Source organism: Micromonospora sp. NPDC005707, from assembly GCF_040631005.1.
Lineage (GTDB): Bacteria > Actinomycetota > Actinomycetes > Mycobacteriales > Micromonosporaceae > Micromonospora.
In genome coordinates this window covers 25,980-51,286 of record NZ_JBEXYR010000025.1, presented here as the reverse complement: position 1 = coordinate 51,286, position 25,307 = coordinate 25,980, and the positions used below count along the sequence as shown (strand labels likewise).

The 25,307-nt window shown below is 73.8% G+C and carries 21 protein-coding genes; 16 read left to right on the top strand and 5 right to left on the bottom strand.

The window, feature by feature from the left end; genetic code table 11:
- Positions 1-154: 154 nt before the first annotated feature.
- Together ileS and ABZ452_RS31070 are read left to right on the top strand one after the other, a co-directional pair.
- On the top strand, positions 155-3,301 hold the full coding sequence (ileS, locus tag ABZ452_RS31075) for an isoleucine--tRNA ligase (protein WP_357950576.1): 3,147 nt from the start codon (positions 155-157) through the stop codon (positions 3,299-3,301).
- A 129-nt stretch (positions 3,302-3,430) separates the two neighbouring features.
- A complete protein-coding gene (locus tag ABZ452_RS31070) occupies positions 3,431-4,132 on the top strand; it encodes a lysophospholipid acyltransferase family protein (protein WP_357950574.1) in 702 nt (233 codons plus the stop codon).
- Between the two features lie 4 nt (positions 4,133-4,136).
- On the opposite strand, the gene ABZ452_RS31065 is transcribed toward ABZ452_RS31070, so the two are convergent.
- Positions 4,137-5,606 (bottom strand): cryptochrome/photolyase family protein, encoded by a 1,470-nt coding sequence (locus ABZ452_RS31065; protein WP_357950571.1) that lies wholly within the window; start codon positions 5,604-5,606, stop codon positions 4,137-4,139.
- Between the two features lie 88 nt (positions 5,607-5,694).
- Complete coding sequence (locus ABZ452_RS31060; RefSeq protein ID WP_357950568.1) at positions 5,695-7,362, bottom strand: hypothetical protein; 1,668 nt, start codon at positions 7,360-7,362, stop codon at positions 5,695-5,697.
- Positions 7,363-7,579: 217 nt separating this feature from the next.
- On the opposite strand from ABZ452_RS31060, the gene ABZ452_RS31055 reads away from it, so the two are divergent.
- The 11 genes from ABZ452_RS31055 (at position 7,580) to ABZ452_RS31005 (ending at position 20,572) form a co-directional block, all read left to right on the top strand.
- Positions 7,580-9,565 (top strand): TIGR03960 family B12-binding radical SAM protein, encoded by a 1,986-nt coding sequence (locus ABZ452_RS31055; RefSeq protein WP_357950566.1) that lies wholly within the window; start codon positions 7,580-7,582, stop codon positions 9,563-9,565.
- Between the two features lie 178 nt (positions 9,566-9,743).
- The gene (locus ABZ452_RS31050; protein WP_357950563.1) at positions 9,744-10,184 is read left to right on the top strand and encodes a hypothetical protein; all 441 of its coding nucleotides are present in this window, start codon (positions 9,744-9,746) and stop codon (positions 10,182-10,184) included.
- A gap of 13 nt (positions 10,185-10,197) precedes the next feature.
- Positions 10,198-11,661 carry a hypothetical protein gene (locus ABZ452_RS31045; protein WP_357950561.1) on the top strand — a complete coding sequence of 488 codons (1,464 nt, stop codon included), beginning with the start codon at positions 10,198-10,200 and terminating at the stop codon, positions 11,659-11,661.
- 10 nt (positions 11,662-11,671) lie between these two features.
- The gene (gene mycP, locus ABZ452_RS31040; protein WP_357950559.1) at positions 11,672-13,048 is read left to right on the top strand and encodes a type VII secretion-associated serine protease mycosin; all 1,377 of its coding nucleotides are present in this window, start codon (positions 11,672-11,674) and stop codon (positions 13,046-13,048) included.
- A gap of 245 nt (positions 13,049-13,293) precedes the next feature.
- Positions 13,294-14,013 (top strand): TIGR03936 family radical SAM-associated protein, encoded by a 720-nt coding sequence (locus ABZ452_RS31035; RefSeq protein ID WP_357950613.1) that lies wholly within the window; start codon positions 13,294-13,296, stop codon positions 14,011-14,013.
- A 131-nt stretch (positions 14,014-14,144) separates the two neighbouring features.
- Positions 14,145-17,138, top strand: a complete 2,994-nt coding sequence (locus tag ABZ452_RS31030; RefSeq protein WP_357950556.1) for an Rne/Rng family ribonuclease — start codon at positions 14,145-14,147, stop codon at positions 17,136-17,138.
- Between the two features lie 115 nt (positions 17,139-17,253).
- Positions 17,254-17,727, top strand: coding sequence for a hypothetical protein (locus ABZ452_RS31025; protein ID WP_357950553.1), 474 nt, complete (start codon positions 17,254-17,256; stop codon positions 17,725-17,727).
- Between the two features lie 188 nt (positions 17,728-17,915).
- A complete protein-coding gene (gene rplU / locus ABZ452_RS31020; RefSeq protein WP_357280013.1) occupies positions 17,916-18,230 on the top strand; it encodes a 50S ribosomal protein L21 in 315 nt (104 codons plus the stop codon).
- Between the two features lie 11 nt (positions 18,231-18,241).
- Positions 18,242-18,499, top strand: coding sequence for a 50S ribosomal protein L27 (gene rpmA / locus ABZ452_RS31015; RefSeq protein WP_357950550.1), 258 nt, complete (start codon positions 18,242-18,244; stop codon positions 18,497-18,499).
- 89 nt (positions 18,500-18,588) lie between these two features.
- Positions 18,589-20,052, top strand: coding sequence for a GTPase ObgE (gene obgE / locus ABZ452_RS31010; RefSeq protein WP_357950547.1), 1,464 nt, complete (start codon positions 18,589-18,591; stop codon positions 20,050-20,052).
- Positions 20,053-20,122: 70 nt separating this feature from the next.
- Positions 20,123-20,572: a GNAT family N-acetyltransferase gene (locus tag ABZ452_RS31005; RefSeq protein ID WP_357950545.1), complete on the top strand. Its 450-nt coding sequence runs from the start codon at positions 20,123-20,125 to the stop codon at positions 20,570-20,572.
- Positions 20,573-20,581: 9 nt separating this feature from the next.
- Here the strand turns inward: ABZ452_RS31005 and ABZ452_RS31000 are convergent, their stop codons facing one another.
- Positions 20,582-21,241 carry a DUF6766 family protein gene (locus tag ABZ452_RS31000; RefSeq protein WP_357950543.1) on the bottom strand — a complete coding sequence of 220 codons (660 nt, stop codon included), beginning with the start codon at positions 21,239-21,241 and terminating at the stop codon, positions 20,582-20,584.
- 121 nt (positions 21,242-21,362) lie between these two features.
- Positions 21,363-21,845 (bottom strand): DUF4383 domain-containing protein, encoded by a 483-nt coding sequence (locus tag ABZ452_RS30995; RefSeq protein ID WP_357950541.1) that lies wholly within the window; start codon positions 21,843-21,845, stop codon positions 21,363-21,365.
- A gap of 199 nt (positions 21,846-22,044) precedes the next feature.
- Between ABZ452_RS30995 and ABZ452_RS30990 the strand changes: the two genes are divergently transcribed.
- Genes ABZ452_RS30990 through ABZ452_RS30980 form a run of 3 tightly spaced genes read left to right on the top strand, consistent with a single transcriptional unit; the run spans position 22,045 to position 23,970 of the window.
- Positions 22,045-22,827, top strand: a complete 783-nt coding sequence (locus tag ABZ452_RS30990) for a hypothetical protein (protein ID WP_357950538.1) — start codon at positions 22,045-22,047, stop codon at positions 22,825-22,827.
- 31 nt (positions 22,828-22,858) lie between these two features.
- Positions 22,859-23,323 (top strand): phage holin family protein, encoded by a 465-nt coding sequence (locus ABZ452_RS30985; protein WP_357950535.1) that lies wholly within the window; start codon positions 22,859-22,861, stop codon positions 23,321-23,323.
- The gene (locus ABZ452_RS30980) at positions 23,320-23,970 is read left to right on the top strand and encodes a DUF3618 domain-containing protein (RefSeq protein ID WP_357950532.1); all 651 of its coding nucleotides are present in this window, start codon (positions 23,320-23,322) and stop codon (positions 23,968-23,970) included. Before ABZ452_RS30985 ends, ABZ452_RS30980 begins: the two co-directional genes overlap by 4 nt.
- Before the next feature lie 88 nt (positions 23,971-24,058).
- Here ABZ452_RS30980 and ABZ452_RS30975 read toward each other — a convergent pair whose 3' ends face one another.
- Positions 24,059-25,168 carry a glycosyltransferase family 2 protein gene (locus ABZ452_RS30975; RefSeq protein ID WP_357950529.1) on the bottom strand — a complete coding sequence of 370 codons (1,110 nt, stop codon included), beginning with the start codon at positions 25,166-25,168 and terminating at the stop codon, positions 24,059-24,061.
- Positions 25,169-25,307 lie beyond the last annotated feature (139 nt).

Here is a 25,307-nt window from a genome sequence, read left to right as displayed (position 1 = left end):
ACAGCCGGCCAACGAGCGGGCGGTCGCACCTCTGACCGCCAAGCGGGGTGGTACCGCGGGCCTTGCCCCGGGCGCGCCGGCACGGCGCACCGGGAACGGGTTCGTCCTCGCAGACCCACACGGACATGTGAGCTGCTGAGGAGAGCGACCCCCGATGGCCTATCCGTTGCACGACCCGACCGCCGCCGGCGTCCCGGCGAGCCCGGACCTGCCCGCGGTCGAGCGCCGGGTCCTGGAGCACTGGACGGCCGACAAGACCTTCGAGGCGTCGGTCGAGGCCCGCCCCGCCGGCGAGGACGGGAAGAACGAGTTCGTCTTCTACGACGGCCCGCCGTTCGCCAACGGCCTGCCGCACTACGGCCACCTCTTCACCGGGTACGTCAAGGACGTGGTGCCGCGCTACCAGACCATGCGCGGCCGGCACGTCGAGCGCCGGTTCGGCTGGGACTGCCACGGCCTGCCGGCCGAGGTGGTCGCCGAGAAGCAGCTCGGCATCACCACCAAGGCGGAGATCCTCGACCTCGGCGTGGCCCGGTTCAACGAGGCCTGCCGCACGTCGGTGCTGGAGTTCACCCAGGACTGGGAGCGGTACGTCACCCGGCAGGCCCGCTGGGTCGACTTCGCCAACGACTACAAGACGCTCGACCTGGACTACATGGAAAGCGTCATGTGGGCCTTCCGGACCCTGCACGACAAGGGTCTGGTCTACGAGGGCTTCCGGGTGCTGGCGTACTGCTGGCGGTGCGAGACCCCGCTGTCGAACACCGAGACCCGGATGGACGACGTCTACAAGGACCGGCACGACCCGACGCTGACCGTCTGGTTCGAGCTGACCGCCGACGCGTCCGCCCCCGAGCTGGTGCGCGGCCCGGTGCGGCTCGGCGTCTGGACCACCACGCCGTGGACCCTGCCGTCGAACCTGGCGCTCGCCGTCGGCCCCGACATCGAGTACGCGGTGCTGGAACGCGACGGCGACCGCTACCTGGTCGGCGCCGCGCGGCTCGGCGCGTACGCCAAGGAGCTGGAGGGGTACGAGCAGGTCGGCACCGTGCACGGCCGCGACCTGGTCGGGCGCCGCTACACCCCGCTCTACGACTTCCTGGTCGAGCAGGCCGGCGAGAACGCCTACCAGGTGCTCGGCGCCGAGTTCGTCACCACCGAGGACGGCACCGGGATCGTCCACCTGGCCCCGGCCTTCGGTGAGGACGACCAGAACACCTGCAACGCGGCCGGCATCCCGACCGTCGTCACGGTCGACGACCACACCCGGTTCACCGGGCTGGTCCCGCCGTACCAGGGCGAGCAGGTCTTCGACGTGAACAAGCCCGTGATCCGGGAGCTGAAGGAGCGGGGGGTGGTGCTCCGGCAGGACACCTACACCCACTCCTACCCGCACTGCTGGCGCTGCGACACCCCGCTGGTCTACAAGGCGGTGTCCTCGTGGTTCGTCGCGGTCACCCGGGTCAAGGACCGGATGGTCGAGCTCAACCAGCAGATCAACTGGACGCCGGCGCACATCAAGGACGGCTCGTTCGGCAAGTGGCTGGCCAACGCCCGGGACTGGTCGATCAGCCGGAACCGGTTCTGGGGCTCGCCGATCCCGGTGTGGAAGTCCGACGACCCGAACTACCCGCGGGTCGACGTGTACGGCTCGCTCGCCGACATCGAGCGGGACTTCGGCGTACGCCTGACCGACCTGCACCGGCCGGCGGTGGACGACCTCGTCCGCCCCAACCCGGACGACCCGACCGGGAAGTCGATGATGCGCCGGGTGCCGGAGGTGCTGGACTGCTGGTTCGAGTCCGGCTCGATGCCGTTCGCCCAGGTGCACTACCCGTTCGAGAACCGCGAGTGGTTCGAGCACCACTACCCGGGCGACTTCATCGTCGAGTACATCGGGCAGACCCGCGGCTGGTTCTACACCATGCACGTGCTGGCCACCGCGCTGTTCGACCGGCCGGCGTTCCGCAACTGCCTCAGCCACGGCATCCTGCTCGGCTCCGACGGGCGCAAGATGTCCAAGAGCCTGCGCAACTACCCGGACGTCTACCACGTGTTCGACGCGTACGGGTCGGACGCGATGCGCTGGATGCTGATGTCCTCGCCGGTGCTGCGCGGCGGCGACATGGCGGTCACCGAGACGCTCATCCGGGACGCCGTGCGTCAGGTGCTGCTGCCGCTGTGGAACGTCTGGTACTTCTTCTCGCTCTACGCCAACGCGGACGGCTACACCGCGAAGCGGCGCACCGACTCGACGCACCTGCTCGACCGGTACGTGCTGGCGAAGACGAACGAGCTGGTGTCGACGGTCCAGGGTCAGCTCGACGCGTACGACATCTCGGGCGCCTGCGCCACCGTCCGGTCCTACCTGGACGCGCTGACCAACTGGTACGTGCGCCGCTCGCGGGACCGGTTCTGGGCGGGCGACGCCGACGCGTTCGACACTCTGTGGACGGTGCTGGAGACGCTCTGCCGGGTGGTGGCGCCGCTGGCGCCGCTGACTGCGGAGGAGATCTGGCGCGGGCTCACCGGCGAGCGGTCGGTGCACCTGACCGACTTCCCGTCGGCGGAGGAGTTCCCGGCCGACCACGAGCTGGTGGCCGCCATGGACAACGTGCGGGCGGTCGCCTCGGCGGCGCTGTCGCTGCGCAAGGCCAAGGGGCTGCGGGTGCGGCTGCCGCTGTCGAAGCTGACCGTGGCCTCGCCGGTCGCGGCCCAGCTGCGGCCCTTCGCCGACCTGGTCGCCGACGAGGTCAACGTGAAGGCGGTGGAGTTCACCGACGAGGTGTCCGCCTACTGCCAGCAGGTGCTGACCGTGGTGCCCCGGGCGCTCGGCCCGCGCGTCGGCAAGGCGGTCCAGCAGGTGATCAAGGCGGTCAAGGCGGGGGAGTGGGAGCTGGTGGACGGCGCCCCGGTCGCCGCCGGGGTCACCCTCGCCGAGGGCGAGTACGAGCTGCGCCTGGTCGCGGCCGACGCCGAGCACTCCGCGCCGCTGCCCGGCGGCGAGGGCGTGGTCGTGCTGGACACCGAGGTCACCCCGGAGCTGGCCGCCGAGGGGCTGGCCCGGGACGTGGTCCGGGTGGTCCAGCAGGCCCGCCGGGACGCCGACCTGGACGTCTCGGACCGGATCGTGGTGGCCGTCTCCGCCTCGGAGGAGGTCCGCGCGGCGGTCGCCGCGTACACCGAGTTCGTGGCCCGGGAGGTGCTGGCCGACACGGTCGACTTCGCCGAGGGCGTCGACGGCTTCGCCGGCGAGGTCGGCGAGGGCGAGCGGGTGACGGTGGCGGTCCGGCGGGTATGAGGTCGTGGCAGGTCCGGCGGCGTCCGCGCCGCCGGACCACCCCGCGGACGGCTGACCACCCGATCCGCCGGATGCCGACCCGTCCGCTACCGTGACAGCGCCTGCTCACGTACGACCGCCGGAGGACCCGTGCCCCTGCTCTACACCATCGGCAAGCTCACCGTGGCGCCCACGCTGCGGTTGGCCTTCCGTCCGCACGTGGAGGGGTTGGAGCACATCCCGGCGACCGGCGGCGCGATCTTCGCGGGCAACCACCTCTCCGTGGCCGACGAGCTGCTGCTCGGCACCGTGGTGCCCCGGCACCTGGCCTTCTGGGCCAAGTCGGAGTACTTCAAGGGCACCGGCGTGAAGGGCGCGTTCTCGAAGTTCGTGCTCACCGGGCTGGGCGCCATCCCGGTCGAGCGGGCCGGCGGGCGGGCGGCGCTGTCCGCGTTCGACGCCGCCATCCCGGTGCTCAAGGCCGGCGACCTGGTGGCCGTCTACCCGGAGGGGACCCGCTCGCCCGACGGCCGGCTCTACCGGGGGCGCACCGGCGCGGCCCGCCTGGCGGTGGCGGCCGGCGTGCCGATCATCCCGGTGGGCGTGACCGGCACCGACAAGGCGCAGCCCATCGGCACGCGGGTGCCCCGGCCCGGCCGGGCGGAGATCACCATCCGGTTCGGCAAGCCGCTGGACTTCACCGGCCGCTCGGACGACCGCACGTCGCTGCGGGCGATGACCGACGAGATGATGGCCGAGATCCAGAAGCTCACCGGCCAGGAGTACGTGCCGCGCTACGCGCCCAAGCGCGCCGAGCCCCCCGCCGAGCCCCCCGCCGACCCGGCCGCCTGAGCCGTCACGGCGGGTCGCCGCCGCGCCGCCCCTCCTGCGCGACCACCGCGTCCAGGTCGCCGAGGAGCGCCAGCTGCTTCATGGCCCGCGCCATCCGCGCGTTCGCGGGGATCCGGTCGCGGTTGCCCGCCAGGAACGCCCAGTAGCCGGCGGTGAACGGGCACGCGTCCGCGCCGAGCCGCTGGCGCGGGTCGTAACGGCAGCCGCCGCAGTAGTCGCTCATCCGGTTGATGTACGCGCCGCCGGCGACGTACGGCTTGGTGGTCATCCGGCCCAGGTCGGCGTACTGGCTCATGCCGACCACGTTGCCGGTCATCACCCACTCGTATCCGTCCACGAACCGGGTGTGGAACCACTCGACCAGCTCCGACGGGCGCCAGCCGCGCTGGAGGGCGTAGTTGCCGAGCACCATGAGCCGCGGGATGTGGTGCACCCACCCGCGGTCGCGGACGCCGGTGAGCACGTCCTGCAGGCAGCGCGCGTCGACCGAGTCCGCGTCCAGGTCGCGCCACCACTCCGGCAGGGAGCCGCGGGCGCCCAACTCGTTGCTGTTCCGCCAGCCCTTCTCGAAATACCAGTAGGTGTGCCAGATGTAGTCCCGCCAGCCCATCACCTGCCGGACGAACCCCTCCACGGCGGCCAGCGGCGCCTCCCGCCGCCGGTACGCCCGCTCGGCGTCCCGGACCGCCGCCACCGGGTCCAGCAGGCCCAGGTTGAACGAGGACGACAGCACGCTGTGCGCCAGCCAGGGGTCGGTGGAGAGCATGGCGTCCTCGTACCGGCCGAACGCGGCGAGCCGGTGCCGGAGGAAGTGCCGCAGCCGCGACCTCGCCTCGGTGGTGGTGGCCGGGAAGCGGCGCGGCCCGTCCCGCCCGGCGAACCGGATGCCCTCCCGCGCCCAGCGGTCCAGGTCGGCCCGGACCTCCGCGTCGATGTCGTCCTCCTTCGGCATGGACGGGGCCGGGACGTCGAGCCGGCCGTCCCTCGGCGGCGGATCCCGGTTCTCGGTGGCGAAGCTCCACCGGCCGCCGGCCGGCTCGTGGCCGTCCATGAGCACCCCGTGCTGCTCCCGGGCGAACCGGTAGAACGCCTCCATCCGCAGCGCGCCCCGCCGGCCGTCGGCCCAGTCGGCGAAGTCCGCCAGGCTGGTCACGTAGCCGCGGGCCGGCAGCACGGTGACCGCATCCTGCTTCCGGACGAACTCCAGCGCCCGCCGCGAGGTGGGATGACACACCTCCAACGGCTCGCGGACCTGCTCCAGCGCCTGCCCGTACGTCTCCCCGCGCAGGAAGATCGCCTGGTCGCCCAGCTCGGCGGCGCGGTGCCGGAGCGCGGAGAGGACCAGGTGGGCCTTCTGCCGGTGGAAGACCCGCCGCCGGAAGACCGCCTTGGACTCGATGAGGAGAACCGGCTGCTTCCGCTCGTCGAGGAAGTGCGGCCCCAGCTGGTCAGCGAAGAGCCAACGCCGCGACATGTCCTGATTGTCACCCCTCGGACCGATCCGACCCGGGAGGAAGACGGAACCTTTACGTGTTCGATACGTTGCGAACGGTGACGATCGCTCAGGACTGCTCGGGGGTGACCACCTTCTGGCGCAGGTCGTCCAGCAGCCGGCCGCTGTCCTCCACGGACAGTCGAGTGAAGACGCCGGTGGCCAGGCTCCCGTGGTCGACCGAGGTGCACACCACCACCGAGTCGCCGTCGGACCGGCCCACCGCGCAGCGCTCGTACCGGCCGCGGACACCGGTCTCCACCGCCACCGAGGGGTCGAGGGCGTACCGGTCGGTGAGCCGCACCAGCTCGGCCTTCGCGTCCGACTCCGGACTCAGCCGGAACCCGGTGCCGCCGAAGAGCGTCACCCGCTTGCCGTCGCCCGTCGTGTAGATGCCGGCGAAGGTGTCCTCGGCGAGCAGATGCGCCTGGCGTACCTGCTGCTGCAACTCGGCGGCGGCGGCCTGGCTGCGCTCGTCCTGGCGCAGCCGCATCGAGCCGAGCTGGTCGGGCAGGCTCGCGCTGGCCGGGTACTGGGCGGAGAGCGGCTGGGCCCACCAGAGCGGCACGCCGCAGCAGCAGGCCACGCTGAGCAGCAGCACCCACGGCCAGCGGCGCCGGCGGCGGACCGGCACGGCCACGTACCCCTTGGGTGGCCCCCACCCGGGCGGCGCGGCCACCGGCGGCGGGGTCTTCCTCGCGCGGCGCTGCTTCGGCGGCGCGGGCGGCGGGCCCGGCGGCGGCGACACCGGCCGGGGCGGCGCGACCGCCGGCGGCCGGGCGGGGACGGCCGGCGGGCCGAGCGGCGGCGCCGCGGCGACCGGCGGGGCGGGGTGGGGCACCGGGTAGGGCGCCGTGTAGGGCAGGGTCGGCGGCAGCGCCGGGAAGTCGGCGGAGTGCAGGTCCCAGCCGGTGGTGTCCACGCCCGCCCACGGGTCGACCGGCACCTGGTGCTCCGGCGAGTCGACCGGCGGCACCGGGGTGGGCTCGGCCGACTCGCCCCAGGCGCGCTTGCGCGGCGGCGGGGGCGGTACCGCGGCGGAGCCGCTCCAGCGGGGCGCGGGCGGCTGGGCCGGCGTCTCCACGCCGGCCTGGTTCTCGACCCGGGTGGGGTCCGGCCGCCGCTCCACCCGGGTCGGGTCGGGGCGGGGCGCGACCGGGGCGGACCCGGCGGCGCGGGCGGGGCCGGGCACGGCGGCGGAACCTCGGGCGGGCCGGGCCGGCGAGACCGGAGTGGTGTCGGGGTCCGGGGCGGCCGGGGGCCGGGGCGCGGCTTCGGCGTCCGGCGCGGCCTGCTCCTCGGTCGCGGCCTGGGTGTCGGGGTCGGTCTGCGCGGCCGAGTCGGCGTCCGCGTCCGAGTCGGACTCCACGGCCGGTTCCGGCCGCGCGCCGGATTCGGCGTGCGCCGGTTCGTCCTGCGGCGCGGCCTCGTCCTGCGGCGCGGCCTCGTCCTGCGGGGCGGGCTCGTCCTGCGGGGCGGGCTCGGGTTGTGGTGCGGCCTCGGCCCGCGCGGTGATCTCACCCTCCGGCGCCGGCTCGGCCGGTGCGCCGGCCCGCGCCTCGGTGTCGGGCGCCGCGGATTCCGGCGCGGACGACGCGTCCGTCGTGGGCGGGAGCGCGGCGTCGGCCTGCGGTGGAACGTCGGCCGGAGGCTCGGTGACCGCCGGATCCCCGTTCCGGCCGGTGGCCGGGGTGCCCCCGTCGGCCGGCCGGTCCGCGCCGGGCTGCGGCTGCGACATCGCGGCAATCTCCTCTCGCGCCCGTTGCGAGGTTAGTACCGCCCCGCCACCCCCGACGAATCCCCAGCGCCACCCACCCCGCTCGTCGATCAAGAGGTTTGCGTCGGGGTCGGCCCGGATCCCGACGCAAACCTCTTGATCAACCCAGGCAGGGGGTGGTGGGGTGGGTGGCGGTGCGGCGTGGTCGGTGGTCGGGGACCGCGTACCCTTGGGCATCATGAGTGCCCCGTCGACGACTCCGCGCCCGACCGCGGCCAATTCCGTGTGGCCCCGGCTGGAGCCGCTGCTGCCCCAGGTGACCAAGCCCATCCAGTACGTCGGTGGCGAGCTGGGTGCGGTGGTCAAGGACTGGGACGCGGCGACCGTCCGGTGGGCGCTGATGTATCCCGACGCGTACGAGGTGGGCCTGCCCAACCAGGGTGTGCAGATCCTCTACGAGGTGCTCAACGAGCTGCCCGACGTGCTCGCCGAGCGGACGTACGCGGTCTGGCCGGACCTGGAGAAGCTGATGCGCGCCCACGGCGTGCCGCAGTTCACCGTCGACGCGCACCGTGCGGTGCGCGACTTCGACGTGTTCGGCGTCTCCTTCTCCACCGAGCTGGGCTACACCAACCTGCTCACCGCGATCGACCTGGCCGGCATCCCGCTGCTCGCCGCCGACCGCACCGAGGCCGACCCGGTGATCGTGGCCGGCGGCCACGCCGCGTTCAACCCGGAGCCGATCGCCGACTTCGTCGACGCCGCCGTGCTCGGCGACGGCGAGGAGGCGGTGCTGGAGATCACCGCGATCGTCCGGGACTGGAAGGCCGAGGGCTGCCCGGGCGGCCGGGACGAGCTGCTGCTGCGGCTGGCCCGCACCGAGAGCATCTACGTGCCGCGTTTCTACGACGTGGACTACCTGCCCGACGGCCGGATCCAGCGGGTCGTGCCGAACCGCCCCGACGTGCCGTTCCGGGTGCACAAGCGCACGACCATGGACCTGGACGCCTGGCCGTACCCGAAGAAGCCCCTCGTGCCGCTGGCCGAGACGGTCCACGAGCGGTACGCGGTGGAGATCTTCCGCGGCTGCACGCGGGGCTGCCGGTTCTGCCAGGCCGGCATGATCACCCGCCCGGTGCGGGAGCGCTCGATCACCACGGTCGGCCAGATGGTGCAGCAGGGTCTGGAGTTCTCCGGCTTCCACGAGGTGGGCCTGCTGTCGCTGTCGTCGGCCGACCACTCGGAGATCGGCGACATGTGCTCCGGGCTCGCCGAGCAGTACGAGGGCACCAACGTCTCGCTCTCGCTGCCGTCGACCCGGGTGGACGCCTTCAACATCGACCTGGCGCAGGAGCTGTCCCGCAACGGCCGGCGGACCGGCCTGACCTTCGCCCCCGAGGGCGGGTCGGAGCGGATCCGCAAGGTCATCAACAAGATGGTGTCGAAGGACGACCTCATCCGCACCGTGGTGACCGCCTACACCAACGGCTGGCGGCAGGTGAAGCTCTACTTCATGTGCGGCCTGCCCACCGAGACCGACTCGGACGTCCTCGAGATCGCCGACATGGCGCACGAGGTCATCCGGGCCGGCCGGGCGGCCACCGGGTCCAAGGACATCCGCTGCACCGTCTCGATCGGCGGCTTCGTGCCGAAGCCGCACACCCCGTTCCAGTGGGCCGCCATGGAGCGCCCGGAGGTCATCGACGGCCGGCTGAAGCTGCTCAAGCAGGCCATCAACAGCGACCGCTCGCTGGGCCGCGCCATCGGCTTCCGCTACCACGACGGCGAGCCGTCGCTGATCGAGGGCCTGCTGTCCCGGGGTGACCGCCGGGTCGGCGCGGTGATCCGCCGGGTCTGGGAGAACGGTGGCCGGTTCGACGGCTGGAGCGAGCACTTCTCCTACCAGCGCTGGGTGGACGCGGCGGCCGAGGTGCTGCCCTCCTTCGGGGTGGACCTGGACTGGTTCACCACCCGGGAGCGTGACGAGCTGGAGGTCCTGCCCTGGGACCACCTCGACTCGGGCCTGGACAAGGACTGGCTGTGGCAGGACTGGCAGGATTCGCTCGCCGAGTACGAGCAGGACGACTGCCGCTGGACGCCCTGCTTCGACTGCGGCGTGTGCCCGACCATGGACACGGAGATCCAGATCGGCCCGACCGGCCGGAAGCTGCTGCCGTTGACCCCGGTGAACGGTCTGAAGCTGCCCGCCGGCGCGCAGCAGTAGCACCGCCGACGCACAGCGGAGCGCGGAACCCTTCGGGGTTCCGCGCTCCGTCACATTCCGGGACGCGTCGCCCGTCGATGTCCCGTGACGCGGGGTGGGGGTGCCCCGACTGGCCGTCTCTCGATACGCTGCGTCCGTATTGGACCGGCCGGGGGCCGGCAGCGGGGAGGGCAGCAGCATGGGTGACATCAGGCCGCCGGACACCGGCGATCTGCACGTCAGCGTCGAGGACCTGGACGCCGCGGCGGACTACGTCGAGCGCCTCAAGCAGTATGTCGACGACACCATCAGCTACGAGATGGAACGCATCAAGGAGCGGATGAAGGGCGACAGCAACAACGCGCAGACGGTGCCCAACGGCACGCCGTTCGGCGCGTACGAGGACGCTCGCATGCAGTGGCAGGCGCTGACCAGGTCGACGGCGAACATGGAGGCCCACCTCAAGGCGCTCTCCACCAAGCTGGCCACCCTGCGGCAGGGCACCGAGGACATCGCGAAGGCGTTCCGCGACACGGAGGCCCGCAACGCCGCCAACGGCAAGGAGATCGAGCGGTTGCTGGAATCGGCCGCCCCGCCGCCGGCGACGGGCGAGCAGCCCACCTACCCGTACACGGCCTGAGGGGGAGAGGGTCATGGCTGGAGGAACCTGGGAGCGCTGCGTCCGTGAGGTGACGCTGTCGGCGGACCCGGAGACGGTCGGTACGGTCGGGGTGGGGTGGAGCAACCTCTCCACCGGCCTGGGCTACCTGCGGGACGCGCTCGTCGGGCGGTCGTTCGTCGGCCCGATCGCGCCCGGCCAGGAGCGCCCGCACAGCGGCGGCCTGCCCGGCCTGCTCAGCGGGTGGAAGGGCAGCGGCGGCGACGCGTACCGCGAGCACCTGGGCGACATCGGCAAGGAGATCGAGGATCTGATCACCCACGCGAGCAACGTCAGCGGGGCGCTGTCGCGGATCGAGGGTGACATCCGCAAGTCGGTCGCGAGCATCCCGATCCCGCTGATGGACGACTTCGGCTGGAACGAGTGGAGCCTGCCCAACGGCACCGAGCTCGACGATGCCCGCGACGGTGAGAGCGCGTCGGGCTTCCTGGCCGCGCTGCGCAAGGACTACCAGAGCAACCCGGCCTCGTACGCCGACGGCGCGTTCCGCGACAAGGCCGACGACCTCGAGGCGACCATGAAGGTCGACGGCAACGCCAGCGACAGCAAGCGCGGCGGCTGGTGGGACACCAAGTCGCACCTGGACAACTGGTACCGGGACAACCAGCAGGCGGCCAACTCGGCGATGTCGCCGCTGCCCGCCGCGGTGGAGACGGAGCGGCCGAAGCTGGTCGTGCCGAACCCGAAGACCGAATCCGACGGCTACCGTCCCGACGACCGCAAGCCGCCGTCCGGCCTGCCGGGCGGTGGTGGCGGCGTCGGTGGGGGCGGCGCGGGCGGTGGCTTCGGCGGCGGCGGGCCCTCCCTGGGCAGCACCGGCATCGGTGGTGGTGGCGGTGGTGGCTCCTTCGGGGGCGGGTCGCTGACGCCCCCGCCCACGACCGGCGGCCCCGAGTTCGGTGGCGGGGGCGGTGGCGGCACCTACACCCCGCCGTCCACCGGCGCCGGCTACCCGGGCAGCGGGACCGGCGACCACGACTACGGCAGCGGCCTCGCCGGCGCCGGCGGGCCGAGCATCGGCGGTGGCTACGGCGGCACCGGCGGTCTCGGTGGCGGCGTCAACTCCGCGGGCCTCGGCGGCGCCGGTGGCGGCTTCGGGGGTGGCGGGGCCGGCCTCGGCTCGGCCGGCGGCATCGGTGGCGGCGGTGTCGGCGCGGCCGGCGGGGTCGGCATGGGCGGCATCCCCGGCATGGTCGGTGGCGGCAACGGCAAGGTGCCCCCGATGACCAGCGCGGCCAGCGCGCTGCGCAACGCGGCCGGCGCGGGCGCGGGTGCGGGTGGCGTCCGTGGCGGCGCCGGCATGATGGGCGGCGGGATGATGGGCGGGCACGGCGGCGCGGGGCACGGCGGCTCGGGTGGCGAGCACTCGTCGTGGTTGACTGAGGACGACGATCCGTGGGGCAGCGGTGACGCCGCGTCCCCGGGCATCCTGCGCTGAGGACGGACGGATGAGGTTGCACATGGGCGCGCTCCGGCCGGTCGCGGCCGGCCTGGTGGCCGGGCTCATGGTGCTGGGGGCCGCCCAACCGGCGGCCGCCGCGCCGCGACGGGCCGAGCAGTGGTATCTGGACGAGCTGCGCATCGACCAGGTGCACCGGCTCTCCACGGGGCGCGGGGTGACCGTCGCCGTGGTGGACAGCGGCGTCGACGCCACGCACCCGGAGCTCGCCGGCCAGGTGCTTCCCGGCGGCCGCAGCTACGGCGCTCCCGGCGACGGGCGTTCCGACGTGGACGGCCACGGCACCCACATGGCCGGCATCATCGCGGCGCGCAACGCCGGCCGGGACGGGGTGACCGGCATCGCGCCGGGCGTGCGGATCCTGCCGATCAAGACGAAGCCGGGCGACGGGGAGATCAGCGAGGCGGCGTCGGCCCAGGGCATCCGGATGGCCGTCGACGGCGGCGCCAAGGTGATCAACCTGTCCTACGGCGCCGCGGGCGCGGCCTCCGCCGACGAGGAGTCCGCGATCAAGTACGCCCTGGACCGGGACGTGGTGGTGGTGGCCGCCGCGGGCAACACCGCCAAGGGCGAGGTCGACGTGACCAGCCCGGCGAACGTGCGCGGGGTGATCGCGGTGACCGGCACCACCCGGGGCGGGCGCTTCTGGTCCGGCTCCACCCAGGGGCCCGAGGCGGTGGTGGCCGCACCCGGCGACGCCATCTACAACGCCGGCCCGGACCACGGCTACGGCTGGGGTGACGGCACCTCCGACGCCACCGCGATCGTCTCCGGCATCGCGGCGCTGATCCGGGCGAAGTACCCGGACCTCTCCGCGCCCAACGTGATCAACCGGATCATCCGCACCGCCCGGGACGCCGGCCCGCCCGGCCGCGACCCGCAGTACGGCTTCGGCCGGATCGACCCGGTGGCGGCGCTGACCGCGAGGGTGCCGGCGGTCTCGGCGAACCCGCTGCTGGACCCGGCCGCGGCCAGCCCGGCACCGCCGCAGGCGGCCGAGGACGACGACTTCGACGTCACCGAGCACGGCGACCGGGGTGGCCCCACGGACCAGCAGGTCATGGTCATCGGCATCGGCATCGGCGTGGTGCTCCTGGTGCTGGTGGCGCTGGTGGTCTTCCTGATCTGGAACCGGCGCCGCTACCGCCGGGAGGCGGCCCGGGCGGCGGCCGTGCCGGATCACCTGCTCGACCAGGGCGCCGGTGGTGGCTACGGCACCCCGCCGGTCCCGGCCGGCTACCACGCCCCGCCGGGCGCGCCGGGTGGTGGCCAGGCCCCGCCCGGCGCCAGCCCCTACGCTCCGCCGCCCGGCCACGTGCCGCCGCCGGGGTCGTACCCGCCACCGGGCGGCGGCAACCGGTCCTGAACGCCGGTGGCCGGCCGGGCGACCTGTGCGTCGCCGGCCGGCCACCGGCGTCTCCGGGCGGGGCGGGCAGCCCCTCGCCGACCGGTTCGGGGCGGTTCGTCCGGCCGCTTCCGCCGCCCCGGCTGCGGGCCGTGCCGGCCGCTGCGCCAGGATGGAACCGACACGCAGGCACAGCCGAGGAGCTCACGATCGCCAGAAAGCCTCAACCCGAGGGCGGCCAGGCGCCGGTCGTCCAGCGGGTCCGGATCCGGTACGCCAAGCGTGGACCGCTGCGGTTCACCTCGCACCGGGACTTCGCCCGGGCCTTCGAGCGCGCGTTGCGCCGGGCCGGCGTACCGATCGCCTTCTCCCAGGGTTTCACCCCCCACCCGAAGATCTCGTACGCGTCGGCCGCGCCGACCGGCGTGGCCAGCGAGGCCGAGTACCTGGAGATCGGCCTGCGCGAGCCGGTCGACCCGGGGCAGCTGCGGGCGGCCCTGGACGCCGCCCTGTCGCCCGGGCTCGACGTGCTGGACGCCGTGGAGGCCACCGGCGGGAGCCTGGCCGACCGGATCGAGGCCTCCCGCTGGCGGATCGAGCTGCCCGAGGTCGACCCGGCCGCCCTGGAGCGGGCCGTGAGCGCCTTCACGGCCGCCGAGGAGATCCAGGTCGAGCGGATGACCAAGCAGGGGCGGCGCACGTTCGACGCCCGCGCCGCCGTCATGACCATCGATACGCTGCCGCCATCCGAGACGCCTTCCGGGGCGACGGCCGTACCGTGTGCGATACTCGAACTGGTCGTGCGGCAGGTCACCCCCTCCGTACGACCCGATGACGTCCTTTCCGGCCTCCGCGTGGTGGCCGACCTGGAGCCGCCGGTCTCCCCAAGGGTGATCCGGCTGGCACAGGGCACGCTGACCGCGCAGGGCGAGATCGTCGATCCGTTGGACGCGGATCGCGACGGGGCAGCCATCGGAGAACGCTGACCGTCGGTCAGTGTTCTGGCAGGCAGACTTCGGCGGTCGCGCGCCTGCGCGACCGGCGGAAACACCTTTTGCGGCGACCCTGCGTGGCAGCGCTCACCCGCGCCCGGGGCAGCCAGAACTGGAGAACGTCCATGCTCGAGAACGAGCCCGAGGGCGGCGAACGGACCGGCGCAGAGCCGGCCGAGGCAACCGCCACCAGTAGCACCGACAGCACCGCCGAGGTCAAGCCGCCGGCCCGCAAGCGGGCCAGCCGCCGCAAGGCCGCGCCGCTGAACCAGCCGGAGCAGACCGACGCGCCGGTCGAGGCGCACACCACGGCGACCGGCACCGGCGAGACGCCGCAGGCCGAGGTGTTCGCCCCGGTCGCGGGGGACCTGGAGGCCGCGCCGAAGACCCGGCGGCGGCGCAAGGCGACGCCCGCCAAGGCGGCCGAGGAGCCGGTGGTCGCGGCCGGGGCGGAGGCCGCCTCCGACGAGGTGGTGCCGCCGGTCAAGGTGACCCGCACCCGCCGCCGCAAGAGCACCCCGCCGGCGGCCGAGGCCGCCGCGGACGAGGCGCCGACCGACACGCCCACCGGGGCGGCGGCCGAGCCGCACGCGGTCGCCGAGCCGCAGGCCGACACCGAGCCGCCCGCCGCTCCGGCACTCGCCGAGGGCGAGCCGGAGGACGAGGACGCGGTCGGCGAGGACGCCGAGGACGAGCCGACCGCCGACGAGGCCGTCCTGGCCCGCGCCGGCGGTCCGGAGGACCGGACCGGTGAGGTGTCGCCGGGTGCCGCGGTGCCGGGTCCCGTCGAGGAGCCGGTCGAGGAGCCCGCGCCGACCAGCCGTCGGCGCCGCGCCGCGCTCTCCGCGCCGACCGTCCTGTTCATGCCTCCGCAGCCCGAGGAGGCCCCGGTCGTCCGGGTCACCTACCCGGTCGCCGAGGAGCCGGTCGAGGAGCCGGCGGAGACCGGCCGGCGCCGCCGCCGGGGTCGCCGCGAGGCCGAGCCGGTGGAGGCCGAGGTCGAGGTCGAGGTCGAGGAGGAGCCGACCGTCGAGGCCGACGAGGTCGCCGAGGCGGAGGAGGACGAGGACGAGGCCGCCATGCGGCGCCGTCGCCGTCGGGGCCGCCGGGGCCGTGGCCGCGGCCGGGGCGCCGAGGAGGCGGAGGACGAGGAGGCCGAGGAGGCCGTCCGGGCCGAGTCCGCCGAGGCTGAGGCCGAGGAGGCCGAGGACGAGGAGGAGGCCGAGGGCGAGGGGATGACCCGCCGCCGCCGTCGTCGCCGCCGCCGGGGCGCGGGCGAGGCGGAGACCGCCGCCGAGGACGGCGTGCCCACCGTCGTCAAGATCCGCGAGCCGCGCAAGGCCGTCGACGAGGTGCAGGGCGTCTCGGGCTCGACCCGGCTGGAGGCCAAGCGGCAGCGCCGCCGGGACGGCCGCGAGCAGCGGCGTACCCGCCCGCCGATCCTCAGCGAGTCGGAGTTCCTGGCCCGCCGGGAGGCGGTCGACCGGGTGATGGCCGTCCGCCAGCGGGGCGACCGGACGCAGATCGCGGTCCTCGAGGACGGCGTGCTGGTCGAGCACTACGTGACCCGCAACTCGTCCGGCACCATGGCCGGCAACGTCTACCTGGGCAAGGTGCAGAACGTCCTGCCCAGCATGGAGGCGGCCTTCGTCGACATCGGGCGTGGCCGCAACGCCGTGCTCTACGCCGGCGAGGTCAACTGGGACACCACCGGCCTGGAGGGCCGGGCCCGCTCGATCGAGCAGGCGCTCAGGTCCGGCGACTCGGTGCTGGTGCAGGTCACCAAGGACCCGATCGGGCACAAGGGCGCCCGGCTGACCAGCCACATCGCGCTCTCCGGCCGGCACCTGGTCTATGTGCCGAACGGCAACGCCTCCGGCATCAGCCGGAAGCTGCCGGACACCGAGCGCAAGCGGCTGCGGGACATCCTCAAGAAGCTGGTGCCGGACGGCGCCGGGGTGATCGTCCGGACGGCCGCCGAGGGCGCCAGCGAGGACGAGTTGGCCCGGGACGTCAAGCGGCTCCAGGCGCAGTGGGAGGAGATCCAGGCCAAGGCGGCCGAGGGTGGCGCCCCGGTGCTGCTCTACGAGGAGCCCGACCTGGTCATCCGGGTGGTCCGGGACCTGTTCAACGAGGACTTCCGCGAGCTGGTCATCGAGGGCGAGCCGGCGTACGACCTGGTCGAGTCCTACCTGTCGCACGTCTCGCCGGACCTGGTGGCGCGACTGCGCCGGCACGCCGGCACCACGGACGTGTTCGCCGAGTACCGGATCGACGAGCAGATCCTCAAGGGGTTGGACCGGAAGGTCTTCCTCCCGTCCGGCGGCTCGCTGGTGATCGACCGGACCGAGGCGATGACCGTCATCGACGTGAACACGGGCAAGTACACCGGCTCCGGGGGCAACCTGGAGGAGACGGTCACCCGGAACAACCTGGAGGCGGCCGAGGAGATCGTGCGCCAGCTCCGGCTGCGCGACCTCGGCGGCATCGTGGTGATCGACTTCATCGACATGGTGCTGGAGTCGAACCGGGAGCTGGTGCTGCGCCGGCTCACCGAGTGCCTCGGCCGGGACCGCACCAAGCACCAGGTCACCGAGATCACCTCGCTCGGCCTGGTGCAGATGACCCGCAAGCGGATCGGCGCGGGCCTGCTGGAGGCGTTCAGCGAGACCTGCGAGTGCTGCAAGGGCCGGGGCGTCATCATCCACACCGAGCCGGTGCCGGAGAAGCCGCGCGGCGGCGCGGGCGAGAAGGTCAAGGCGGTCGCCTCGGCCGTCACCAGCCCCGCCACCGAGGAGAAGGGCCGCCGCCGGGGCCGCAAGGCCGCCGCGGAGAAGCCCGCCGCGGAGGCCGCGGAGCAGCCCACCCCGGCCGCGCCGGAGAAGGCCGTGGTCGAGGTGTCGGACGACGACTACTACGACACCCAGGGCTACGACCTGTCCCGGTTCGAGACTCAGACGGCGGCCGCCCCGGCGGTCGCGGACAGCCAGGAGGGCGACTCGGCCCGGCTGGCCGCCGCGGACGACCCGGACGCCATCGGTGACGACGAGGGCGCCGAGGCCGGCGCCGGCCGCCGGCGCTCCCGGCGCGGCGGCGCGCGGCGGCGTACCCGGCCGTGAGCCGCTGACCTGCACGGCGTTTGACAGGGCCCCTGCACCGGCAACAGAGTCCGGGGCAGGGGCCCTGCCGTCTCCGTCGACCCCCGGTCGGGACGGCCGCCCCGGAGGAGGAGACATGCGTCGTGTGTTCGTGGTCACCGCGCTGACCGGGGTCCTGCTGGCCGGCGCCGGCTGCGCCGACCGGGGCCAGGACCCGTTCGCGGTGGGCTTCGCCTCACCGGCCCCACCGCCCACCGCCCCCACACCGGCCCCGACGGTGACCGGGGACCCGGGTGTCTGCGCCCGCGCCAAGCAGGCCGGGTCCGCCGCCGTGCAGACGTACGTGTTCAAGCTGGCCGAGATGCTGCGCGCCACGGGCCGCGGCGACCGCAAGACCGCGGACGCCGCCCGGAAGGACGCGGAGACGGCCCTGGCGGGCTGGCGGGACACGCTGCGGGAGCAGTCCGGGCAGGCGGCCGACCCGCGGCTGCGTACCCTGTTGGCGGACCTGGCCACGGAGGTCGGCAGGCTCGGCACGGACGTGCAGTCGATCGACGAGACGGAGTTCGACCGGCTCCAGGGGCGGCTCGACGAGCTCTGTCCGGCCTGACCGGGCGGCCCGGTTTGGGTGGCGGGCCGGGTATGGCGTACGCTTGCCTGCGGCGCACTTTGGTGTGCCGAGTTCCCGCGTGCCCGCGCCGCCGGTGTCACGGCTCCCGGCGAGACGCCGTGGGAACAACCGACCGGTAACGGTGGGTGAAGACGCCAGCAGCCTCAACGACAGGGAGTCCGCCTCCGATGTACGCGATCGTCAAGACCGGCGGCAAGCAGTACAAGGTCGCCGAGGGCGACGTGATCGAGGTCGAGAAGCTCGCCGGTGCCCCCGGCGACGCGGTGAAGCTCACCGCGGTGCTCCTCGTCGACGGTGACGACCTGGTGACCGACGCGGCGAAGCTTGCCACGGTCGCGGTGTCCGGCGAGATCGCCGCGCACACCAAGGGCCCGAAGATCCGGATCCACAAGTTCAAGAACAAGACCGGCTACCACAAGCGCCAGGGTCACCGCCAGCCGCTGACCCAGGTCAAGGTGACCGGCATCTCCAGCGGGAAGTAGGTCGTCCTCCAATGGCTCACAAAAAGGGTGCGTCCAGCTCGCGTAACGGTCGCGATTCCGCGGCCCAGCGGCTCGGCGTGAAGCGCTTCGGTGGTCAGGTCGTCAGCGCGGGTGAGATCCTCATCCGTCAGCGTGGCACCAAGTTCCACCCCGGTGACCTGGTCGGCCGTGGCGGCGACGACACGCTGTTCGCGCTGGCCGCCGGCTCGGTCCAGTTCGGCACCAAGCGCGGTCGCAAGACCGTCAGCATCATCGTGCCGCAGCAGTAATTCTCCGGCGAAGCGGGCCGCGGACCTCGTGTCCCGGCCCGCTTCGTCTTTTCGCACGCGGGGGCGTGCCCCGCTGGAAGGATTGCGTCGTGACGACGTTCGTTGACCGGGTCGTCCTGCACATGCAGGCCGGCGACGGCGGGCACGGCTGTGTCTCCATCCACCGGGAGAAGTTCAAGCCCTTCGGCGGCCCCGACGGCGGCAACGGCGGGCACGGCGGCAGCGTCTCGCTGGTCGTCGACCCGCAGGTGACCACGCTGCTCGACTTCCACTTCCGGCCGCACATGAAGGCCGAGAACGGCAAGGGCGGTGCCGGTTCGAACCGGGACGGGGCCAACGGCCGCGACCTGGTGATCAAGGTGCCGAACGGCACCGTGGTGCAGACCCTCGACGGTGAGGTGCTGGCCGACCTGGTGGGTGTGGGCACCACGTTCGAGGCGGCCCGGGGCGGTCGCGGTGGCCGGGGCAACGCCTCGCTGGCGAACGCGCGGCGCAAGGCCCCCGGCTTCGCCGAGCTGGGCGAGCCCGGCGACCGGCTCGACGTGGTGCTGGAGCTGAAGAGCGTCGCGGACGTCGGCCTCGTGGGCTTCCCCTCCGCCGGCAAGTCCTCCCTGATCTCGGTGATCTCCGCCGCCAAGCCGAAGATCGCCGACTACCCGTTCACCACGCTCGTGCCCAATCTGGGCGTCGTCCGGGTGGACAACCACACCTTCACGGTCGCCGACGTGCCGGGGCTCATCCCGGGTGCGGCCACCGGCAGGGGGCTGGGCCTGGAGTTCCTCCGCCACGTCGAGCGGTGCGCCGTGCTGGTGCACGTGGTCGACACGGCGACGCTGGAGCCGGGCCGGGACCCGCTCGCCGACATCGACGCCATCGAGTCGGAGCTGACCCAGTACGGCGGTCTGACCGACCGCCCCCGCCTCGTGGCGCTGAACAAGATCGACGTGCCGGACGGGCGGGACCTCGCCGACATCGTCCGGCCCGACCTGGAGGCCCGTGGCTTCCGGGTGTTCGACGTCTCCACCGCCACCCGCGAGGGGCTGCGGGAGCTGACGTACGCGATGGCCGAGCTGGTCGACCAGTCGCGCCGTGCCGCGCCGCCGGCCGAGCCGACCCGGATCGTGCTCCGCCCGAGGGCGGTCGACGACGCCGGCTTCACCATCGAGGCGGAGGACGACGGGTCCTTCACCGTCCGGGGCAGCCGCCCGGAGCGCTGGGTCAAGCAGACGAACTTCGACAACGACGAGGCGGTGGGCTTCCTGGCCGACCGGCTGGCCCGCCTCGGCGTGGAGGAGAAGCTGGCCAAGGCCGGCGCCCAGGCGGGCGACCTGGTCCGGATCGGCGACCGGGAGTTCGACTGGCAGCCGACCCTCTACGCCGGGGTGGACTTCGTTCCCGGCAACCGGGGCACCGACGTCCGGCTGGAGGACAAGTCGACCCGGGTCTCCGCCGCGGAGCGGCTGGCCGCGCGCAAGGCGCGCCGGGTGCGCCCGGAGGACGAGCTGGAGGCGGCCGCCCCGCAGGACGACGCCGACGACGAGGACTGGGACTAGTTCCGCTCCGTCCGCGTTCGGGATGTTCGTCGGAAACCTCCGCGAAATCCGGCCGACCTACCGTGACGGGATGCTGATCGAATCCCGTCCCGCCACCGATCCCGAGGTCGCCGCCCTGGTCGTCGCGCAGCAGCGGGAGCTGCGCGAGGCCGACGGCGGCCTGGACGGGCAGGCGACGATCACCCACGACGACATCCGCTACCTGGCGGTGGTCGAGGGCGGCCGGGCGGTCGCCTGCGGCGGCCTCCAGGCCCTCGACGCTCGCACCGGCGAGTTGAAGCGGATGTACGTCCGGCCGGCGTACCGGGGGCGGGGGATCGCCCGGCAGTTGCTGGCCGCCCTGGAGGAGCTGGCCTTCCAGCAGGGGCACACCACCGTGTGCCTGGAGACCGGGAGCTACCTGCCGGCCGCCATCGGCCTCTACCGGTCCTGCGGCTACCGGCCCATCCCGGTGTACGGGGAGTACGTCCACAACCCGTACAGCGTGTGCTTCGCCAAGCGGCTCCCGGTCGCCGCCTGAGGCGGACAGCTACGCGCCGGTCTCGGCGTGGGCCGCGGTGACCGGCTTGGACTCGGGGCTGGCGTGCTGGCGAAGCACGATGCTGAGCAGGATCAGCACGCCCACGGCGAGGAACTCGCTCTGCCAGTTCTGCATGGACTGGAACCAGAAGTCGCTGGTGCCGAGGAACTGCGAGGCGCTGATGGGTGCGGCGCCGCTCTGCAACGCCTGCTCCTGGTTGTAGGCGGCCACGCCGCCGAACAGGTGACCGAGGAACGAGCCCGCGAAGATCATGAACAGCGCGATGGAGAGGCTGTTCCGGTAGATCGCCAGCGGCAGGCCGCCGGCCCGCACCGGCCAGGGGGAGTCCGGGGTCCCGTGCCGCGGGTCGTCCTCGGGGCGGTCCGTCTGGCCCTCCGGCTTCGACTCGGCCGAGCCCTTCTGCACGAGGTACGCGGTGAGCAGCACGTAGCCGCCCATCTGGAGGAACTCCGACTCCCAGTTCTCGAAGACCGCCTCGGCGAAGTGCCCGGTGCCCAGGTACGTCCACCAGCTCAGCGGCGCGGCGCCGTACTCGGCCAACTCCTCGTTGTGCACCTGCCAGCCGAACACGCTCTGCAACACCAGGAAGACCACGAACGCGCCGAGCATGGCGACCGTGAGCGCGTTGTCCCGCAACAACCGTGGCATCGCCGGACCTCCTCGTCCCGCCGGGGTCACTCCCCGTGGTGGTCCTGTGCCCCCGCCGCCGCGCGGGCAAACGCGGGCCGGTGTGTCGCGGCCGGTGCCGCCCGAACGGGTGACGCGCTGGTCAGGGCCGGTCGAGGGGCGTGTCCGGCCGCCCGCCGCTGCCGACGTCGTTGTTGAGCAGCAGGCCCAGCGCGAGCATGCCGAAGCCGAGGAAGAGGTGCAGCCAGTTGTCGGCGTCGTTGAACGGCACGAAGTTCGCCGCGGTCTCCCGGTCGATGGCGAAGCCGTACAGCCAGAGGCCCAGGTAGGCGGCGCCCCCGCCGGCCAGGAACAGCCGCGCCCCGGCGACCCGCCGGGCCAGCACGAGGCCGGCCAGGCCGAAGAGCAGGTGCAGCAGGTTGTGCAGGATCGACACCTGGAACAGGCCGATGAGCTTGGCCTCGGAGTGGTGGCCGGCGAACCGGAGGTCGCCGTAGTGGGTGGTGAAGCCGGGGACGAAGCCGAGCACACCGATCAGCACGAAGACGGCGGCCACCGCGAGGGCGACCTTCTGGATCGGCGGCCGGGACCGGGCCGCGGCGCGTCCGCGCACGTCACGTGCCATCGCTGTCACCTCCGTGGAGCACACCACCACCCGGGCGGGCAGACCCTCCATTGTGTGACCGGCGCGGGGCGGCTCCGCAGAGAAATGACGAATCAGGCATGGACCCGGCGACCGGGGGTAGGGATTCCGACACGCCGGCAGCAACGCCGGCGTGATCCCCCCAGCACAACCGCTACGAATTCCGAGCGGAAGGGACATCATGACTTACGATCTCTCATCCACGTCCGGCACGTACCAGTCGACCAACGGCGGCGGGGTCCGCGACCAGGCCCGCCAGGTCGGCAGCGAGGCCGCCGACGCGGGCGGCGCGGTCGCCCAGACCGCCAAGGAGCAGGGCCAGGAGGTCGTGGGCGAGGCCAAGCGCCAGGCCCGCAACCTCTACGGCGAGGCCCGGAACCAGGTCACCGCCCAGACCAGCCAGCAGCAGCAGCGCGCGGCCAGCGGGCTGCGGTCGCTGGCCGAGGAGATGCGCTCGATGGCGCAGAACGGCGGCGGCGCGGGCCCGGTCACCGAGCTGGCCCACCAGGCCGCCGACCGGGTGCACGGCGTGGCCGGCTGGCTGGAGCAGCGCGAGCCGGGCGACCTGCTCCACGAGGTGAAGAACTACGCCCGCCGCAACCCGGGGACCTTCCTGGTGGGCGCCGCCCTGCTGGGTGTGGTCGCCGGCCGGCTGACCCGGAACATCGCGGCGGTCGGCGACGGCAACGCCGTGCAGCCGTCGTACGACCCGGACCGGACCGCGGTCATCCCGACCTCCCGGGCGGTGCCGGAGCAGGTGCCGTCGGGCGGCTACCTCGACCCGACGCCCGGCACGTACGCCGAGCCGGACCCGGGCTACTCCGCGCCGGGTGCGACCTACCCGGGCGGCGGCGCCCCGAACACCTGGGCCGACCCGGAGGGTGGCACCGGCCAGCCGCTGCCCCCGCCGAGCCGGACCGACCCGCTGCCGGGCGTGCCGTCGAGCGGCGTCAACCGTCCGTGAACGGCCGAAGCGGCAGAAGGGAGGCGACGGCATGAGCATGCCGACGCAGGGGTCCGGGCTGGACTCCGGCTACGACGCGGCGGGCGCGCCGCACAGCGCGGACGAGGTCCGCGGCAGCTCCCTCGGTGAGCTGATGCGCCAGGTCACCACCGACCTCTCCACGCTGATGCGCCAGGAGGTCGAGCTGGCCAAGGCCGAGATCCGCCAGGAGGGGAAGAAGGCGGGCAAGGCCGCCGGCCTCTTCGGCGGCGCCGGCTTCGGCGGCTACATGGTGGCGCTCTTCGTCTCCATCGCGCTGTGGCAGTTCCTGGACAACGTGATGGATTCGGGCCTGGCCGCGCTGATCGTGGCCGTGATCTGGGCCGTGATCGCCGCGGTCCTCTACTCGATGGCCAAGAAGAACGCCGAGCGGATCCGCGGCCTCAAGCAGACCAACGACAGCGTGCAGCGCATCCCCGACGCGCTGAAGCCGCACCCGGAGGGAGTCACCCGATGAGCACCGATCCCGACCAGATCCGCCGGGAGATCGAAGCCACTCGCAGCAACCTGAGCTCGGACGTGGACGCCCTGGCGTACAAGGTCAGCCCGGGCCGGATCGTCGACGACCGCAAGCAGCGCGTCCGCAGCGCGCTGACGAACGTGAAGGACAAGGTGATGGGAACCGCATCGGACCTCGGCCACAGCACCGGCCACGCCGCCCACTCGGTCGGCGACCACGCCTCCTCGGCGGCGTCCACGGTCGGCGACAAGGCGCACGCCGCCGCCTCGACCGTCGGCGACGCCGCCCACCGGGCCCCGCAGGTGCTGCTGGAGAAGTCCGAGGGCAACCCGATCGCGGCCGGCGTGATCGCCTTCGGCGTCGGCATGCTGGTGTCCTCGCTGATCCCGGCCACCCGCCGCGAGCAGCAGGTCGCCGCGCAGGTCAAGGAGAAGGCCGCCGAGCACGGCGGCGTGGTGAAGGAGAAGCTCAGCGAGGTCGCCGGGGAGCTGAAGGAGGAGCTGCGCGAGCCGGCGCAGCAGGCCACCGAGTCGGTGAAGTCCACCGCGCAGGACGCCGTGCACGCCGTCAAGGACGACACGAAGTCCGCCGCGCAGGACGTCAAGGACACCGCGCAGCAGTCCCGCGACCAGGTGCGGTACTGACCGCCGACATCCGTACGCCGCAGCTCGCGGCCACTCCCGGCAGCACGCCGGGGAGTGGCCGCGAGCTGTCGTGTGCGGGGTCGCCGGTTCAGCGCGGCAGCCGGTCCGACCGGGCCGGGGCCGGCGCGGCGCCGGTCTCCACCCAGAGCACCAGGTCGTCGGGGCGGCGCTCGGCGAGCCGCCGGCGCAGCGCCCGGATGGAGTGCGCGGCCTGACCGGCGTCGGGGCCGGGCGCGCCGCCGCGCAGGCGCCGGCCCACGGCGAGCCAGGCGCCGACCCCGCGTTCCAGCAGCCACAGCGGCGCCGCGAGCGAGGTGTGCGCCGGGAAGACGCGGGCGCCGCCGGCCCGTCGCCGGCCCAGCTCCGCCACGGCCACCGTCGCCACCCCGGCCCGCAGCAGCAGCCCCGGCCGGCGGGCGGCGAGCGCGGCCGCCGCGGCCGGCAGCACCGCCAGCGCGGCCAGCAGCCATCCCGGCCGGGCCACCTCGTCGTACGACTGGCGGCGCGCGGCGGCCGGCGGGAGCCGGCGGACGTACAGCCAGGCGGGGGCACGCGTGGCACCCCCGTACGCCCGGACCGTCCGGACCAGCTCCAGGTTCCCGGCGAGCACGTCCGGGTCGTAGCCGCCCATGGCCAGGAAGGTGCTCCGGCGCACCGCGAGGGTTCCCGGCCGGTCGCCGCCGACCGCCCGGCGCAGCAGCGTCCCGCCGGTGTCCCGCCAGGCGTGCCAGGGCAGCGGGTCGACGTGGTGCTGCGGCCGGACCAGGTCCACCCGGTCGAGCAGCCCGTGCACGGCGCGCAGCCCCGCGAGGTCGTAGCGGACGTCGTCGCCGGCGATCACCACGTGCTCGTGACGGGCCAGGCCGACGCCGGTCAGCACGCCGAGCGCCGTGGGGTTGCGACCGCGCAGCGCGGGATCGGGCGGGACGTGCCGGACCAGGCCCCGCCACGCGGCGGCGTGCCGGGCGAACACCTCCGGCGGCGACCCGTCGACCACGATGACGTCCACCCACCGGCTCAGCTCGCGCAGGTACCCGGTCAGCCCGCCGCCGCTGTCGGAGTCCGCCCGCAGCGGCAGGACGTACGCCAGCGGTAGCCGGTCCGGCGTGGACGCCGCGCCGGGGTCGAGGCGGGCGGGCGCCTCCTGGATGCCGCCGGCCGGACGGTGCCGGCCGGACTGGCGGGGGTCGATGACCACGGGTGCGCCCCTCTCGGTCGGGCAGGGACGGCAGCGTGCCCGAAATTTCGGTGATCAAACCGTTTCGCCGTTTCGACGCCGCCGGGCCGGGTAGCGCACCGGGATGCGGGCGGTCCGAGGCGCCCCGGCGGAGGAGACG